At 48.0% G+C, this 15,856-nt stretch carries 13 protein-coding genes and 2 riboswitches; of the genes, 5 read left to right on the top strand and 8 right to left on the bottom strand.

Translation table 11 applies throughout. The features are described 5' to 3' along the window. Nucleotides 1–16 precede the first annotated feature (16 nt). The 5 genes from SB752_RS12275 to SB752_RS12255 form a co-directional block, all read right to left on the bottom strand. Nucleotides 17–931, bottom strand: coding sequence for an ABC transporter permease (locus tag SB752_RS12275; protein WP_410715922.1), 915 nt, complete (start codon nucleotides 929–931; stop codon nucleotides 17–19). Beyond that, nucleotides 918–1,988 (bottom strand): ABC transporter permease, encoded by a 1,071-nt coding sequence (locus SB752_RS12270; RefSeq protein WP_410715921.1) that lies wholly within the window; start codon nucleotides 1,986–1,988, stop codon nucleotides 918–920. Before SB752_RS12270 ends, SB752_RS12275 begins: the two co-directional genes overlap by 14 nt. Further along, nucleotides 1,963–3,492 carry an ABC transporter ATP-binding protein gene (locus SB752_RS12265; protein ID WP_410715920.1) on the bottom strand — a complete coding sequence of 510 codons (1,530 nt, stop codon included), beginning with the start codon at nucleotides 3,490–3,492 and terminating at the stop codon, nucleotides 1,963–1,965. Before SB752_RS12265 ends, SB752_RS12270 begins: the two co-directional genes overlap by 26 nt. Before the next feature lie 107 nt (nucleotides 3,493–3,599). After that, the gene (locus SB752_RS12260; protein WP_410715919.1) at nucleotides 3,600–4,628 is read right to left on the bottom strand and encodes a BMP family protein; all 1,029 of its coding nucleotides are present in this window, start codon (nucleotides 4,626–4,628) and stop codon (nucleotides 3,600–3,602) included. Nucleotides 4,629–4,832: 204 nt separating this feature from the next. Further along, a riboswitch (SAM riboswitch) is annotated at nucleotides 4,833–4,948 on the bottom strand. An 85-nt stretch (nucleotides 4,949–5,033) separates the two neighbouring features. After that, nucleotides 5,034–6,509: a methyl-accepting chemotaxis protein gene (locus SB752_RS12255; RefSeq protein ID WP_410715918.1), complete on the bottom strand. Its 1,476-nt coding sequence runs from the start codon at nucleotides 6,507–6,509 to the stop codon at nucleotides 5,034–5,036. A 166-nt stretch (nucleotides 6,510–6,675) separates the two neighbouring features. Here SB752_RS12255 and SB752_RS12250 point away from each other — a divergent pair, with 166 nt between their 5' ends. Both SB752_RS12250 and SB752_RS12245 read left to right on the top strand, forming a co-directional pair. Next, nucleotides 6,676–7,293 carry a DUF3298 and DUF4163 domain-containing protein gene (locus SB752_RS12250; RefSeq protein ID WP_410715917.1) on the top strand — a complete coding sequence of 206 codons (618 nt, stop codon included), beginning with the start codon at nucleotides 6,676–6,678 and terminating at the stop codon, nucleotides 7,291–7,293. A gap of 249 nt (nucleotides 7,294–7,542) precedes the next feature. Further along, nucleotides 7,543–7,956 (top strand): MarR family winged helix-turn-helix transcriptional regulator, encoded by a 414-nt coding sequence (locus SB752_RS12245; RefSeq protein ID WP_410715916.1) that lies wholly within the window; start codon nucleotides 7,543–7,545, stop codon nucleotides 7,954–7,956. 84 nt (nucleotides 7,957–8,040) lie between these two features. Here the strand turns inward: SB752_RS12245 and SB752_RS12240 are convergent, their stop codons facing one another. Continuing rightward, nucleotides 8,041–9,474, bottom strand: a complete 1,434-nt coding sequence (locus SB752_RS12240) for an NAD(P)/FAD-dependent oxidoreductase (protein ID WP_410715915.1) — start codon at nucleotides 9,472–9,474, stop codon at nucleotides 8,041–8,043. 56 nt (nucleotides 9,475–9,530) lie between these two features. Beyond that, nucleotides 9,531–9,630, bottom strand: a riboswitch (purine riboswitch). 277 nt (nucleotides 9,631–9,907) lie between these two features. On the opposite strand from SB752_RS12240, the gene SB752_RS12235 reads away from it, so the two are divergent. Further along, nucleotides 9,908–11,095 (top strand): amino acid deaminase/aldolase, encoded by a 1,188-nt coding sequence (locus tag SB752_RS12235; protein WP_410715914.1) that lies wholly within the window; start codon nucleotides 9,908–9,910, stop codon nucleotides 11,093–11,095. Then, the gene (locus SB752_RS12230; RefSeq protein WP_410715913.1) at nucleotides 11,083–12,405 is read left to right on the top strand and encodes a D-arabinono-1,4-lactone oxidase; all 1,323 of its coding nucleotides are present in this window, start codon (nucleotides 11,083–11,085) and stop codon (nucleotides 12,403–12,405) included. Before SB752_RS12235 ends, SB752_RS12230 begins: the two co-directional genes overlap by 13 nt. A gap of 61 nt (nucleotides 12,406–12,466) precedes the next feature. On the opposite strand, the gene SB752_RS12225 is transcribed toward SB752_RS12230, so the two are convergent. Then, nucleotides 12,467–13,876 (bottom strand): amino acid permease, encoded by a 1,410-nt coding sequence (locus tag SB752_RS12225; RefSeq protein ID WP_410715912.1) that lies wholly within the window; start codon nucleotides 13,874–13,876, stop codon nucleotides 12,467–12,469. Between the two features lie 191 nt (nucleotides 13,877–14,067). Next, the gene (locus SB752_RS12220) at nucleotides 14,068–14,832 is read right to left on the bottom strand and encodes a dimethylarginine dimethylaminohydrolase family protein (RefSeq protein ID WP_410715911.1); all 765 of its coding nucleotides are present in this window, start codon (nucleotides 14,830–14,832) and stop codon (nucleotides 14,068–14,070) included. Nucleotides 14,833–15,096: 264 nt separating this feature from the next. On the opposite strand from SB752_RS12220, the gene SB752_RS12215 reads away from it, so the two are divergent. Then, complete coding sequence (locus SB752_RS12215) at nucleotides 15,097–15,837, top strand: IclR family transcriptional regulator (protein WP_410715910.1); 741 nt, start codon at nucleotides 15,097–15,099, stop codon at nucleotides 15,835–15,837. Nucleotides 15,838–15,856: the final 19 nt, after the last annotated feature.

Below are 15,856 nucleotides of genomic sequence, written 5' to 3'. Positions count from 1 at the left end.
CGTTATCGCATGCGAATTAGCGGGTGCTTTGCTGATTGTTGCTGCTGCCCTGACCTTTGTCCTTTAGGAAGAACATCGCCAAAATCGTCAGTACATAAGGCAGCATCGAAGTAATTTGAGTTGGCAACGAAAAGCCTTGAAGCCGAATACTGAGAGCATCCATCAAGCCAAACAAGAAGCTGGACGCGAGTATTCCCAGTGGATGGGATTGACCCATCATCATAGCAACGAGTGCAATAAAGCCACGGCCAGCCGTCATTCCTTCTGTAAACATGGTCACCTGTCCGAGCGAAAGCTGTGCGCCCGCTACGCCGCACAAGGCTCCACACATCACGATAGCCAGTATCTGCAAGCTCGTCACTTTCAAACCTAGGCTACGCGCTGCTACCGGGTTTAGCCCCACGGCAAGCACGCGAAAGCCTGTCACGGTACGATAAAAGAACAAGTAAAGCAAAATAGCTGCGATAAACGCCAAATATACCAGTGGTGAATGTCCTGACAAAATGTCGCCCAGGACAGGAATATCCTTGATCACAGGAATGTCCAGACGTGGCAATCCAGCCATGTCCTTGTCATAAAAAGCTCCCTTTACGCCAAAAACTGCTCGCAAGGCAAACGTCGTCAGACCGAGCGCCAAAAAGTTAATCGCCACCCCGACAACAATTTCATTGGCCCTCATGCGAATCGTCATATACGCAAACAAAAGCGAGAAGACAATACTGGCAAGAGCCGCAATCAAGATCGCGAGGAAGAGATTCCCGGTAAAATGGTTCCCGACAATCGCCGAAAATGCACCAACGAGCACCAGCCCTTCCAAGCCTACATTAAAAACACCTACGCGCGCGCATAGCGCCCCGCCCAAAGCAGCCAGCAAAATCGGTGTTACCATCCGAATGGTAGAACTGACGAGGGTCCAATCAAGCAGCTCCATGCGATTCTCCCCCTTTTGTCTTCCGCTTTTTCCACCAGTCGTAGCTGAATTTTGCCGAGATGAATAGAATAAGCACGGCTTGAATCACGCTAGCCAGCTCCAATGGCACATCTGTGTTGCGTTCTACGCCCATTGCCCCTGTTTGGAAGGCCGCAAGCAAAATCGAGGTAATAATGATCCCGATCGGATTGGAGTTCGCGAGCAAGGTAGCCATCAAGCCAGTCCAGGCAAAGTTGGGAACCGTTAAGGCACCATCGACAAAGCGGTAATGAGCGCCCAAAACTTCAACAGTTCCTGCCAGACCCGCCAAGCCACCGCTAGCAAACATGCCTGTCAGCATAACCTTGATCCGATTAATCCCCCCGTATTGAGCAAACAGCGGATTTTGACCGAGCATCTTTACTTCGTAGCCAAATGGCGTGAAACGAATAACCCAAAACAGGACGAGTGCAGCGACGATGGCAAAGATAAAGCCTGTGTGTACACTCATGCCCGCAAACAGCTTGGGCAGCCAAACACTTTTATCCAGCATCACTGTCTGTGACAAAGCTGCAGAGCCAGTCCGATCCCGAAACGGCTCGGTCACAAGATAGCTCGCGAACAATACTGCAATATAGTTGAACAAGAGCGTAGAAATGAGAAGTGGAATGCGAAATCTTGCTTCCATAAAGCCTGGGATCAGCGCCCAAAATCCGCCTACAGCCATACCTGTGAGGATAGCTGCTACGAGCTTGATCATTGCTGGTGCCGGCAAATAAACGGCAACCAGCGTGGCACTGATCGCTCCGAGCACCATCTGACCTTCTGCCCCCAGGTTGAATACCCCTGCGCGAAAGGCCAGTGAAAGACCAAGCGCAATTAACATGATTGGTGTAGCCCTTGCCAAGGTAGACGTGAAGAAGTAAAAGCTACCAAAAGCTCCTTTCCACATCTCCTGGTAGGTGCCGACAATCGATTCTCCCACTGCAGCGATAACGAGCGCCCCGGTCAACAGGCCGATCACTACCGCCAAAATAGGCTGAACCAGCGACTTACCTAGCTCTTTGACTGCTGCCATGAACGCTTCCTCCTGCCATCAACACGCTGATTTTTTCTTCCGTTGCCTCCGAACGCGCCAGCTCACCAGCAATCTTACCTTTGTACATCACTAGAATACGATCAGATAAAGCGAGAATCTCAGACAGTTCGGAGGACACGAGCAAAATCCCGTCTCCCTGATTACGTTTTTCGATCAGGGCTTGATGAATATACTCCATCGCTCCGATATCAACGCCCCGAGTAGGTTCTGCTGCAATCAAAAATGGCGTTTCCTGCCCCAGCTCCCGAGCTACAATCAATTTTTGCAGGTTCCCCCCGGACAAGTTCCCCGCGAGCTCCTGCAATTGTCTGGAGCCTGTTTTAATGGCAAACCGCTCAACCCAGTCTCGGACCACCTGACGAAATGCCTCGCGCTTCACGATTCCGCGATGGTAGTATTCCGGCTTTCGCTGATAGCCCATCAAGGCATTTTCTTCTACGCTTTCGAGCTTTGCCGTGCCCCACATGTAGCGGTCTTCGGGAATATGAGCCAAGCCTGCGCTGCGAATCGTCGCAACCGATTGATTGGTCACATCCTTGCCACCGAGCCTTATGCTTCCTTCCCCTGCCGTCCGCAGCCCGCTCAATGCTTGCAGCAGCTCCGACTGACCATTCCCGGAAACACCAGCAATTCCGACAATTTCTCCGTGATGAACGGTAAAGCTGACTTGATCCAGCAAGGTTTGCCTTTCCCGTACAGTCAGATTTTCTACCTGAAGCAATGGGCCACGCTCCAGAGCAACACGCTGGCTCAGCTCCTGTAATTCCCGCCCTACCATGAGTCGCGCCAAGTCATCTACATTCGTATCATCACGCGAGACTGTTCCCGTTACCTTGCCGCCTCGCAGTACAGTGATGCGATCGGCTACCTCCATCACTTCCTGAAGCTTGTGCGTAATCAAAATCACGCTTTTCCCGCTCTGCGCCAAATTGCGAATGGTTTGCAGCAGCTCGCGAACCTCTAGCGGTGTTAATACTGCGGTAGGCTCGTCCAAAACAATGATGTCCGCTCCCTGATACAAGACTTTCAGAATTTCTACCCGTTGCTGCTCACCGATCGAGCAGCTGGACACCTGTGCCTGTGCATCAATCGGGATACGGTATTGCTCACTTAGTGCACGAACTTTATCCACAGCTTCTTTTCTTTTGAAAAAGCCAGCCTGCTTCGGTTCATATCCGATCACGATGTTTTCAGTCACAGTGAACTCACCAAACAACATAAAGTGCTGGTGAACCATTCCGATTCCGCTCCGAATAGCATCTTCTGGGCCACGGAACGTGACTTTTTTGTCGCCTATCACGATATCTCCTGAAGTTGGCTGCTCCATGCCGTACAGCATCCGCATCAACGTCGTTTTGCCTGCTCCATTTTCACCAACGATTGCGTGTACTTCGCCAGCAGCCAGTGAGAAAGACACCTTGTCGTTGGCAATAAAATCTCCGTATTTCTTGGTCATGTCCCTCATTTCCAGACGATAGGCCATTCCCACTCCTCCTTTATCCTGTGCTGCCGCCTATAAACTTCCTCTAACACAATCGTGACCGACTACACAGCTGTAGTCGGTCACATCAATGCACTGTGTGTATTCTTTTAGAACGTGTCTGGAACTTTGCGCGTTCCAGCTACAATCTCATCGTTGATCGCTTTTACTTTGTCGATAACTTCTTGACCGATAAACGCATTCAGTGGCGTTTGGCTCTCATGTGTTACGTACGTCACGCCCACACCTTTTTCTTTCAAACCATACGTTACTACGCCTGGCTTCAGGGAGCCTTCTACAAACGCCTTCACTGTTTCATACGCTGCTGCATCCGTACCTTTCAGCTGAGACAACACGATGTGCTCAGGGTCGATTGTCGTGCGGTCAACGTCTTGTCCTGCTGTATAGAAGCCTTTTTCCTTCGCTGCTTCAAAAACGCCCAGGTCCCCTACTGCAGCTGCACCATTGATGAAGTCAGCGCCTTTGGATGCTTGCAATAGCGCCATTTCTTTTGCTTTTGCCGGGTCAGAGAAGCTGCCTACGTAGTTCACGAGGAATTCTGCGTTAGGATTTGTTGCTTTCATCCCTTCCTGGAAGCCGCCTGTCCATTTTTTCAACAGCGGAATATCCATCGCTACGACCATACCAACTTTGTTCGTCTTGGTAGCCAGACCTGCTGCCGCACCCATCAGGTATGCAGCTTCCTGCTCACGGAACGTTACGCTGCGAACGTTTGGCAAATCTACTACCGTATCGATTATCGCAAAGCTCTGATCAGGATTTTCTGCTGCTACTTTTTTCAATGCATCCTCAGCTTCAAAAGAAGAAGTGATGATCAAATCATACTTTTCTGCTACAGCTACACGCAGGTTTTCTTCAATCGCGCCATGGTCAGTGGACTCGATACTCTTCACTTCTGCGCCGAACTCTTGTCCAGCTTTTTTCGCACCCTCATCCATTTGCTGGAAGAACGGATTTACCCCGATTTTTTCTGGCAGGATCAATGCAATGCGCTTTTTCGCTGCGCCCTCTTGTCCTGTTGCTTGTCCTTCTGATTTATCTGCAGGTGCATTGCCGCCTGCCGAGCAACCTGCTGCCAATACTGCAAATGTGGTTAATGCCAATAACAACTTTTTCATGGTGTCGTCTCCTTCTCCTGTTCGTCCGTTTCGATCGTTTTTCTCTATTCCAATACGTAATGTACGTCTTTTGGACGTAAATTTCAATAGTAATTACGAATATTTCACTTCATATACACTTTATCGTTCGCAAATTCCCCCTCTTTAGCATAAAAACAAAAAAACTCTTCCCTGAGGAAGAGTTTGCGTCCGAGGCAGTCCTCTTCCTCATCTGTCAAAACCCCGGTCAGGTTTTGCAGGAATTGGCACCTTACTGTACACGTACGTACAGTGGTTGCCGGGCTTCATCGGGCCAGTCCCTCCGCCTCTCTAGATAAGGTAGGTGAATCTATCAAGTTATAATGATGATTATTCTAGCAGAACGCCTCAAAAATGCAATTGTTTTTTGGTTCCAAACTTTCGTTACTATTCTTTGTGAAACGTTTGCTGCAAACGATGGGACAGCGTATTTAACTCGCCTAGCTCTTCGGTAATTTCTCGCACCTTTTGATGCTGATTTTCTGCTGTCGCAAAAAGCTCTTCCAGATTGGCAACCGATTGCTCCGTTACAGCAGTAATGGTTGACATCTCTACTGCCACTTCACCGGAGCGCATTTTTACCCGGTCCATACTGGAGCGCACTTGATCGGCTGCCTCCAGGAATGCAACCATTCCCGTCCGCACCGCTTCAATAGAAGCAACTGTTTTTACTGCCAGCTCCTGTCCTTTGGCAACAGACGTTTCTCCACTGCTAATTTGCTGTACTGCATTTTCACTTTCCTGATGGAGCACCTTCAGAATCTCACTAATTTCCTGGGTAGCTGTGGCGCTTTGTTCAGCCAGCTTCCGAACCTCATCCGCAACGACTGCGAAGCCGCGTCCATGCTCACCCGCACGTGCCGATTCGATAGCAGCATTCAATGCCAACAGGTTGGTCTGTGTTGCAATTTGATTAATAGCACCTACAATTTCCTCCACGCGGTTCGCCTGACGATTGAGCTGATGGATCGTTGAAGCCGCTACATTTACCGACTGTACGATTTGGTCCATTTGCATAGACAGCTCATTCATCATCGTCACACTGTCAGTCAGACGACGGTTATTGTGATCCGATTCACTCTTCATCGCATTTGCCTGATTGGTTACGGCTACGATCTCGGAATCAATCGACTGCACCTCTTCTTCAATCTTCACGGTAGAGTTAGCTTGCGACTCCATACCTGTCGCTACTTCCTTGAAGGCGATCATCATCTCGTCCGTATTGCGCTTCGTACCTTCTGCGTGCTCATGCACATGCTCGGACGTACGATCCAATTGGTCCGTCATCAACTGGATTTGGCCCAGCATTTCTTCCAGACGTTTCTCTTTCTCCTCCGCTTCCTGACGAGCCGCATTCGCTTTGTTCAGAGAAGCTTGTCCAGCCAGACAGAGATAGGTCATCGCCCCCATCATCATGAGGATCGCAGAAATGCGCAGAACCATGTTCACTTCATCAAAATCACCACTGAAAATCTCATATGTACCTGTATAAAAGCCAACAACCGACAAAATAATCTGGACAACCCCTGTAAATACGACCAGCTTCCAATCCAAATACGCTGCTAAAAAACCAATTACTATAAATGCAAGAAAAGGTACTTCTTCATAGGTCGTAAAATGGTCAAAGGTTATCGCATAATACATGAAGCCCACAGCCACTAAATAACGAATGATATGGCTGTTTTTTCGAATGAAGTAAAGCGGTGACACGATCAAGGTAATCAGCAGTCCCACTGATGTAAGCTTCCAAAATTCCACGCCAGTCGAATAGGTAATAAGACCTGCCATCCAAAGATGATTCCATAAGATAAAAATCATAAAGCCTTCTTTATTTGTCAACGTATTGCGTACCAATTGAACCATAATCGCCCTCCTTTATTTCCGTTTTTATTTATATCGGCATCTTTCTCCATTATAAGCCGAACTTTATAACCAAATATGTGAAAAAAGTAAGAACAGCAAAAATAATTTGGAATAGGCTGATGTAACCAAACATTTTTTTCAATCAAGAACGAAAGGAACAACCAAAGTGGAACTCAACCAACTGCCAGCCACTGTGCTGACACGTACCATCTCCCGCCAAAACACGACCATTTACTATCCACAGCTCGCTGGACTCGCGAATCAGCAGGCAGAAAAGGATATTAACAAAGCTATTCTCCAAACCGTTCAGGGGCTGATCCATGAGCAGCAGCGTGTGCAGGTACCCGGAAATACACAGATGCAAGGTAGCTACGAGATCAAAAGCAATGAGAGAGGCATCTTCAGTGTGACATTGACTAACTATGCCTATACTCCGCAAATGGCCCATGGCATGACATTTATGGGTTCGGTTACGGCAGATATTCAGACAGGCAAGCTATTCACGCTGCGTGATCTGTTCAAGCCCGGAAGTGACTATGTCAAAGTAATCTCGGATAACATCAAGCTGCAAATCAAAGAGCGCAATATCCCTACCCTGAACGGATTTACTTCGATTAAGCCTGACCAGGATTTCTATCTCGCTGACAAAGCTCTTGTCATCTATTTTCAGTTGTACGAAATTACGCCTTACTATGTTGGTTTCCCCATGTTCCCCATCTCCGTCTACGATCTCGAGCCAATCATGAACGAAACCGGGCCACTCAGCATTATGGCTGCTGACTGATTTCAAGGTCGTTTTTCATACCATCCAGGCTGGTGCGATGATACAACGGGCATCAGCGTTTTTTTGTGCCCATTGCTGACAAGTCTTCAGTCCGTGCGTTTCCCATTTGTAAGAAAATACAATCTTGCTCCAATCGAATAAACATTTACTTATATCCTCCAAGCTGTTAGTATGATATTTGTACATATTTACTTAAGCAATCAAGCCTATCATATATATCTGACCAGCTCCCCCGGAGGTATGATATCTATGCATCATTACGGACATAAGATTAGTCAAACGGCTAGAGTTTTTAGTAAAACATTAAATGGAATTATGTCCCCGATGGGCCTTTACAGCTCACAATGGGGTATTATTTTGTGCCTGCACTATCGCAATGCACTCACACAGGTGCAACTCAGCAATTATTTAAATGTCGAAGCTCCGACAATTACACGGACATTGACCCGTTTGGAAGAAATGGGCTGGATTATTCGTTCGGAAGGCGACGATAAGCGCGAGCGCTACGTTTCGTTGTCTCCGCAAGCGATTGAGCGCTTCCCGGAATGGCTGCAGGCTGCCAGTGAGCTGGAGGCAGTCGCGCTTCGTGATTTGGATGAAGAGGAATTGGCGACTTTCAATCGCGTCCTGAAAAAGATGAATGATAATTTGAGTTCGGTTTAAAAGCATATGGAAAAGGCTTTTTCCCGGAACATTTGTGCCCCGAGAAAAAGCCTTCTTCTCTATCATGAATGCTTCCGTTGCATTCTAACCCAAGCGCTTAACTACATTTCTTGCCATCCAGACGCCTGCTGCCCCTGCTTGAGCCAATCCTCTAGTGATTCCTGCTCCGTCTCCGCCACAGAACAAGCCTTTGATTTCTGTCTCGAATTCTTCTGTCAGCTTCGGACGAGCGGAGTAGAATTTTGCTTCTACCCCATAGAATAAGGTGTGCTCGGAGGCGATTCCCGGTGTTACTTTATCCAGCGCTTCGACCATTTCGATCAAGCTTTTCATCGTATTGTACGGAAGCACAAGTCCTAGATCGCCAGGTACCGCTTCTTTCAGGGTCGGCTCCAGGAAGCCTTCCTTGATCCGAGATACGGTGGAACGACGTCCACGGAGAATATCGCCGTATTTTTGCACGATGACGCCTCCGTTGGACAAATCATTTGCCCGCTTGCAAATTTCTCTGGCGTATTCATTCGGCTTGTCGAAAGGCTCTGTAAACGTATGGGAAACCAACAATGCAAAGTTGGTGTTCGGGGAACCGAGCGCCGGGTCCTTATAGGAGTGACCATTTGCCGCCATGACACCACTATGGTTCTCTACCACAACGTGACCGGATGGATTACTGCAGAATGTGCGTACCCGCGTCCCTACCGACGTATTGAAAATAAATTTTCCTTCGTACAAGTGCTCGTTAATCTCGCGCATGACCACATCGGACGTCTCTACCCGCACACCAACATCGACCTGATTGTTGTACATCTTCAAGCGACGTTTTTTCAAAATATTCGTCAGCCATGCGGAACCGTCACGTCCAGGCCCAATCACTACATGCTCACTGTGAAATTCTTCCCCGTTCTTCAGCAAAATTCCCGTCACTTTATGACCAGTCTCTTCTTTAACCGTGATAATGTCCTCTACTTCTGTCTTGAACATCATGTCGATTCGCTCTTTTAAATGCTCAAAAATAGATTGTAAAATCTCCAGGTTTTGCTCCGTTCCCAGGTGACGCACCTGTGCGCGCAGCAATTTTAGCCCGGCTGCATATCCGCGCTGCTCAATGCTTTTGATCGTCTCGGTCGTCGGGTCGGTAATCGATTCTGTTGCTCCGTGCGCCAAGTTAATTTCATCCACATATTGAATCAGATTGAGGACAGTAGATGGGCTCAAATAATCGGTCATCCACCCGCCAAACTCAGTCGTAATGTTAAATTTTCCATCACTATATGCGCCTGCGCCCCCAAATCCACTGGTGATCGAACAGGCCGGCAGACAGCCCGCAAAATCCTTTTTCCCTGCTGCAGGTGGACAGAGCTTGATTTTCTCTTCCAAAATCGGACAGCGACGGCTATAAATATCGTGCCCTTTGTCAATGAGCAGCACCTTGGCATCCGGTGCTTTTCGCGTTACCTCATAGCATGTAAAAATCCCTGCTGGTCCAGCTCCCACAACGATCACATCATACTTTTTCATGGTCAGTTTCCCCCTTGTAAGCATGCAAAAATTCCCGGCCGACGAATAGGGTATGTCAATACACAAACCCCATTCGTAGCCGGGAATTTACGGTTCCCTGTAGAGACCCTCAAACCATATTTCTGAGGATATACGAATCGTATCATTCATCTAGCCAGTTACGTACTGCACAACAAAAATTATTGTAGCGCACAAGCTGAATCAGGTCAATATAATTTATCGATTTCGTTCGTGTTATGAGCAACAATAGACATAAATGCATCCTGAACGGGATATATTTATCGCAAAACACGAACATTATTTCCGAACGTTCGGGTTTGCAGCTTCTTCCCTTCCATTCTTTTGGCAGGAAACAAAAACAAAAGATTGAATAAATACAATTTTACAAAAATTTTTCGCTGGCGATGACTTAAAAAAAGGATGAGGCGTGTACATGCGGGATTATCGTTATTATCAGTCTGTTTTTGCTGGTATTCCAAAGCCGTTTGCCTTCGTTGATCTTGATCTGCTGGAGGAAAATGCTGAGCAAATCGTGCTGCAAAGCAATGAAAAAAAGATTCGAATCGCCAGCAAATCCCTGCGAAGCGTATCCATTCTCAAACGACTTTTGCAATTGGACGACAGCTTTTCCGGGATTATGTGCTACTCGGCGCAAGAAGCTCTGCATCTGTGCGCCGCTGGCTTCGATGACCTGCTGTTGGGCTATCCGATCTGGGAAAAGAGCTGGATTGAAGCGCTTGGCTCTGAGATAGCAAACGGCCGCTCTATCACACTGATGATCGATTCTCCCGCTCATGTACAGCATCTGGAACAAATCGCACGGGGGCACCAGGTCCGGCTTCCCGTTTGCCTGGACATCGATATGTCCTCTGATTGGCTAGGATTTCATTTTGGCGTGTGGCGCTCATCCATCCGATCCTTGGACGCTGCCCTTGCTGTCGCCGGTCAAATTGCTGCCTCCGACTATTTGTATCTGGACGGAATCATGGGCTACGAAGCGCAAATCGCTGGGGTGGGCGACCGTTACCCTCGGCAATTTTGGAAAAATACCGTGATTCGATTGCTCAAGCAACAATCGGTCCGCCAAATTGCCGAGCGACGGGCTATGATCGTGCAAGCCGTTCGCGAGCTTGGCCTCACCCCCCGTTTTGTCAACGGCGGTGGCACAGGCAGCTTGCACCTGACAGGCAAAGAGAATGCAGTAACCGAGGTGACTGCTGGATCTGGATTTTACTCGCCGGGTCTGTTCGACTATTTTCAGGATTTTCGCTTTCATCCCGCCGCCGGATTTGCCCTAGAGATCGTGCGCAAGCCAGCTTCGCACATCTACACCTGCGCTGGTGGCGGCTACATCGCTTCAGGCTCTGCCGGGAAAGATCGGCTACCCAAGCCTTATTTACCCAAAGAAGCACGCCTGCTCGTGAACGAAGGAGCTGGAGAAGTGCAGACACCGCTTTTGTACCGCGGCCAAGAGACGCTAGAGCTTGGCGATCCCGTCTTTTTTCGGCATGCAAAGGCAGGAGAGCTTTGCGAGCATTTTACACGTCTGTATTGTGTTTCAGGAGGAAAAATTGTCGAGGAAGCAACCACATATCGGGGGGATGGCCTATGCTCACTGTGAAAAAAGGAACACAGCGTTGGTCGAATTGTACAGGAAATGTATCCAGCTACCCGCAGCAGTTTGTCATGCCAAAAAGCCTGGAAAACCTCATCTCCGTCGTCAAACAGTGCCACCAGAACAATACTCGTATACGTGTCGTTGGCTCAGGCCACTCCTTTTCCCCATTAGTCCAGACAAATGACTGCCTGCTTTCTTTGGATCTTCTTCAAGGTCTTCACCATGTCGATTCCGAGCAGCATACGATTGAGGTATGGGCGGGCACCAAGCTGAAAGCACTCGGGGAGCTATTGCACCAACAAGGTTTTTCTCAGGAAAATCTGGGTGATATCAACTCCCAATCCATCGCAGGAGCCATCAGCACAGGAACTCACGGAACAGGAATCCAGTTCGGCAGCATCTCTACGCAGGTGATCGCGTTGACGGTCGTTACCGCAGCTGGTGAAGTCGTAGAATGCTCCGCAGATACCCAGCCTGAGCTTTTTAAAGCGATGCGCGTCTCACTTGGACTGCTCGGGATCATCGTACGAGTCAGACTACGTGTCCTCCCTGCCTACCGATTACGCTACCAGAGCTACCGCATGCCCCTAGATGATTGCCTGTCTTCTCTTGATACGTTCAAAACCGAGCATCGTCATTTTGAATTTTTCACCTTTCCTTACTCTCCTACCGTTCAAGTGAAATTCATGGACGAGACGAATGACCCTCCAAGTGGCAATCACCGATGGACCTATTGGAAGACGATGGTGATCGAAAACGGTCTATTTTGGTGCTTGTCGGAGAGCTGTCGCCTGATACCCTCCCTCTCCAAGCGTATTAGCCGATTATCTGCCCAAAGCGTCCCTTCTGTTACAGAAAGCGGCTTTAGTCATCAGCTTTTTGCTACCCCGCGCTTGGTCCGCTTTTATGAAATGGAGTACTCTGTCCCTGCTGCCCACATGAAGGACATCATCGCAGAGCTGCACCAAGCGATTGAGCAGGAGCAATTTGCCGTTCATTTTCCGCTTGAATGTCGGTACGTAAATAAAGACGACATCTGGCTCAGCCCCGCTTATGAACGAGAAAGCGCCTTTATCGCGGTTCATATGTACAAAGGAATGCCTTATCAAGCCTATTTCGCTCGCATGGAGGAGATTTTCGCCCGCTATGAAGGACGTCCTCACTGGGGAAAAATGCACAATATGACGACGGAAAGACTGCACCAGATTTATCCGCGATTACAGGATTTCTTGGATTTGCGTGCCCAGCTCGATCCACAAGGACTGTTCGCAAATGATTATTTAGCCCGCCTGTTTGGGATTTCCCGGCGATAACAGCAAAAAGCCTCCACCAGCTTTGACAGTGGGTAGGAGGCTTTTTGGGTTCGTGTTCCTTTTATCCTTGGGTCGGTATATTCGGGTGCTTCGAATTCTTGCGACCGTAGCGCAAGTAATAGTAGAGATAAAATACGCCCAGAGCGGCAATTCCATAGTACAGTCCAAACCGCTGCGTCGCATCAAAAATCGGGAAGAGCAAGATAAACGTACACAAAGCCAGGCACAAGATTGGCATTACGGGGTAAAACGGGGCAACAAACTGCAAGTCTTCTACTTTACCGCCTTCTCGTAAATATTGACGGCGGAAGTTGAATTGCGAGAGAGCAATCCCCATCCACGTAAAGGTAACGGCAATACCTGAGACGGACATGAGCAATACGTATACGGTATCTGCCGCAAGCACGCTAGTCAGAAGCGATAACAGCGAGAATGCCAGCGTAGCCAGCAGGGCGTTAAGCGGAACGCTGCGCTTGGTCAATTTGCCGAAAACCGGATGTGCCATCCCGCTGTGAGAGAGTGCCCACAACAAGCGTGTAGCCGCATACAAGCAAGAGTTTCCTACAGATAAAAGCGCCGTCAAAATGACGAAATTCATGATATCCGCTGCAAACGGAATTCCTACAGCATCAAAAACCGTAACAAACGGGCTTTCCAGAAGTCCAAGCTCACTGGAAGGAAAGAGAGCAGACAGAATCATGACAGAAGCAACATAAAACATGAGAATTCGGAAAACGACGTTGCGAATGGCACGGGGAATGTTTTTCTGTGGGTTTTCTGTTTCACCCGCAGCAATCCCGATCAATTCAGAGCCTTGATAAGAGAACACGACGTTCATCATCGTGACAAAAACAATCGTGATTCCAAACGGAAAGAGTCCCCCGTCCGCCGTAAAGTTCGACAAAAATGGCGTTGGCCTACCCTCCATGCTGACAAATCCAAAAATAGCCCCTATTCCGACAACGATGAAGATAAGCACGGCCAATACCTTGATTCCCGCGAACCAGTATTCAGTTTCCGCAAAGCCTTTGGTTGTCAGTGCATTAAAGACAAAGAGCAAAATAATAAACACGGCGCACCAGATCCATACCGGTGTATCCGGGAACCACCTTTGCATGACCATCCCTGCAGCGGTAAACTCTACACCCGCAGTGGTCGCTGATCCAAGCCAATACATCCAACCGAGCGTAAAGCCGCTTGCCGGGCCAATGTATTTGGTAGCGTAGGTTTGAAAGGAGCCGGTTACAGGCATTTTTACAGAAAGCTCTCCCAGACATGTCATGACGAGGTACAAGAGAATACCCCCGACAATATAGGCAACAATAGCCCCACCTGGTCCAGCTTGATTAATGGTAAATCCGGCATTCAAAAACAGTCCCGTTCCGATAACACCACCCAGCGACAACATAAATAAGTGGCGGCTTTTCATTGAACGTTGCAGCTCTTTATCTTTTTCATTTCCCGTATTCATAGGAACCCTCTCTTTCCATGGCAGGTTGACGGAAAAATGTAAGCGCAATCTTTTTTTACGTATAAGAATTCATAAACGATCACGCGCTTATGAATTCTTATACGCAGGGAAACTCACCACGAAAACGCGGCCGCTCCTCCTTGAGGTAGCCTCGATTGAAGTTTGTTTATAGAGGGGGGAACTGCCCGGCACTAGAAGCGCAGGGACAGGCAGCTCAATCCACCATCTTGTTTACGGAACTCGGACATTTCCAGCTCAATCACATTGTAGCCAGCATCCGTGATTTGTTTTTTCGTGCTCTCAAAGCCTTTTGGAATAATGACATAATCGTTGATGTGGATGCAGTTTGCGGAGTACTCGACTTCTTTTTCAACAACGATGTGCTTGTAGTTTTTGAAGGTGTCGGAATTTACAAATTCGCCAGCGAGAACCACTGTGTTATTGCCCAAATAAGCAATACCCGTTTTCAAATGGAAGAACTCTTCCAGCTGAACGATCGTAACTTCATAGCCGTACTTGGCCAAGATTTCACGGAACTGAATCGCACCCGCTTCGTTCGTACGCGTAGAAAGACCTACGTAAAAATGGTTTTCTACTTGCATAACATCGCCACCATCGAGGAAGCCAGGTGACTGGATGTATTCGATTGTATCGTAGAAACGCGGGATAACCGTTTTCATATCCTCGATCTCACCGTTGCGGCTGTCTGCTCCAGGATTAGTAATAACCGCGCATTTTTCTGTCAGAACAGCGGTGTCCTCAACAAATGTGGAATCAGGGAAACGCTCATCTGCTTCCAAAACAGTTACTTCCAAGCCTGCCTGCTTCAAAGCCTCTACATAAGCAGCATGCTGCTCAAGCGCAAGTGCAAAATCTGGCGTGCCCAGATCTGATGTAGTAAGACCGTTAACGTAGCTGGCTGCTGGTTTCTTTACGATCGCGCGTGAAAATTTCATGATAGGTAGCTCCCTTCTTCTTAGCACAAATTTGTAGTTTGAAGCGCATACATTTTTCATTTTTTCCACAATACGAAATTTATTCTGTTATTCAAAATTACACACTCCTAATGTAAAATAGTTTTAAATTTTTTGTCAACGAAATTTTATCCGCATTAAATTATGTTGATTCTGTGAAAGTATTCTGATAGATTGTTACTTGAAAAGGCCAGCGAGGCATCTCCAAGCCGTACTCTTGCAAAAGAAAGCCAGGGGGGAAATACGTTGGTACAATCTATTGACCGAGCGATGAGCATCATACAAGTGCTGGTTTCTGACGAAAGTAAGCCGCATTGGTCAATCTCAGAAATTGCTGAAGAAACGACACTGCCTCTAAGCACGGTGCATCGATTAATCAGCAGCTTGATGAAATATGGACTGATTATGCAAAACCCGGAAACCAAGCATTACAAAGTAGGCTATACGTGGATGGAAATCGGGTTGCGTCTTTTGGATAAAATTGACACCCGCGCCGTTGCACGCTCCGTCATGGAACGATTGGCGGCAGATGTAAAAGAAACCGTCTACCTCAACATTCCAAACGGCTCTGACTCGATCATCGTCGAGCGCGTGGAAAGCTCCATGACAGTTCGAATCATCGATAACCTGGGTGAGCGAATTCCTCTGCACATCGGGGCTGCAAACAAGACCATCCTTGCCAATATGGCATCAAAGGAAGCGGAGAAAATCGTTTCCGCTCTGATATCAGATCCAGACAAGCGTCGAGAACTATTGGACCGCCTGCCTGAGATCAAGCGCAATGGGTACGCCACCAGCTACGGTGAAAAAACAGAAGGAACCGCTTCTGTAGCCGCACCAATTCTCGGTTATAACCAGAAAGTGGTTGGCGCATTGAGTATCGGAGTACCTAGCTATCGAATTACCGATGAGGTTTTAGCTACGCTGATTGAGAAAGCTCAGCAAAGCGCCATGGAAATCTCACACAAAATCGGAGCGTTATCCTAAATTTTTTTACCCACGAAGC

The sequence above is a fragment of the Brevibacillus sp. SIMBA_040 genome, from assembly GCF_046535075.1.
Lineage (GTDB): Bacteria > Bacillota > Bacilli > Brevibacillales > Brevibacillaceae > Brevibacillus.
Note: the sequence above shows the minus strand (reverse complement) of the source record. Positions and strands in the feature narration are given on the sequence as shown.

Excerpts from the sequence above, each read along its gene's own strand:
- SB752_RS12235 (WP_410715914.1), top strand. The coding sequence starts at position 9,908 with ATGCGGGATTATCGTTATTATCAGTCTGTTTTTGCTGGTATTCCAAAG.
- SB752_RS12265 (WP_410715920.1), bottom strand. The coding sequence starts at position 3,492 with ATGGCCTATCGTCTGGAAATGAGGGACATGACCAAGAAATACGGAGAT.
- SB752_RS12255 (WP_410715918.1), bottom strand. The coding sequence starts at position 6,509 with ATGGTTCAATTGGTACGCAATACGTTGACAAATAAAGAAGGCTTTATG.
- SB752_RS12225 (WP_410715912.1), bottom strand. The coding sequence starts at position 13,876 with ATGAATACGGGAAATGAAAAAGATAAAGAGCTGCAACGTTCAATGAAA.
- SB752_RS12220 (WP_410715911.1), bottom strand. The coding sequence starts at position 14,832 with ATGAAATTTTCACGCGCGATCGTAAAGAAACCAGCAGCCAGCTACGTT.
- SB752_RS12275 (WP_410715922.1), bottom strand. The coding sequence starts at position 931 with ATGGAGCTGCTTGATTGGACCCTCGTCAGTTCTACCATTCGGATGGTA.
- SB752_RS12260 (WP_410715919.1), bottom strand. The coding sequence starts at position 4,628 with ATGAAAAAGTTGTTATTGGCATTAACCACATTTGCAGTATTGGCAGCA.
- SB752_RS12270 (WP_410715921.1), bottom strand. The coding sequence starts at position 1,988 with ATGGCAGCAGTCAAAGAGCTAGGTAAGTCGCTGGTTCAGCCTATTTTG.
- SB752_RS12230 (WP_410715913.1), top strand. The coding sequence starts at position 11,083 with ATGCTCACTGTGAAAAAAGGAACACAGCGTTGGTCGAATTGTACAGGA.
- SB752_RS12245 (WP_410715916.1), top strand. The coding sequence starts at position 7,543 with ATGCATCATTACGGACATAAGATTAGTCAAACGGCTAGAGTTTTTAGT.
- SB752_RS12240 (WP_410715915.1), bottom strand. The coding sequence starts at position 9,474 with ATGAAAAAGTATGATGTGATCGTTGTGGGAGCTGGACCAGCAGGGATT.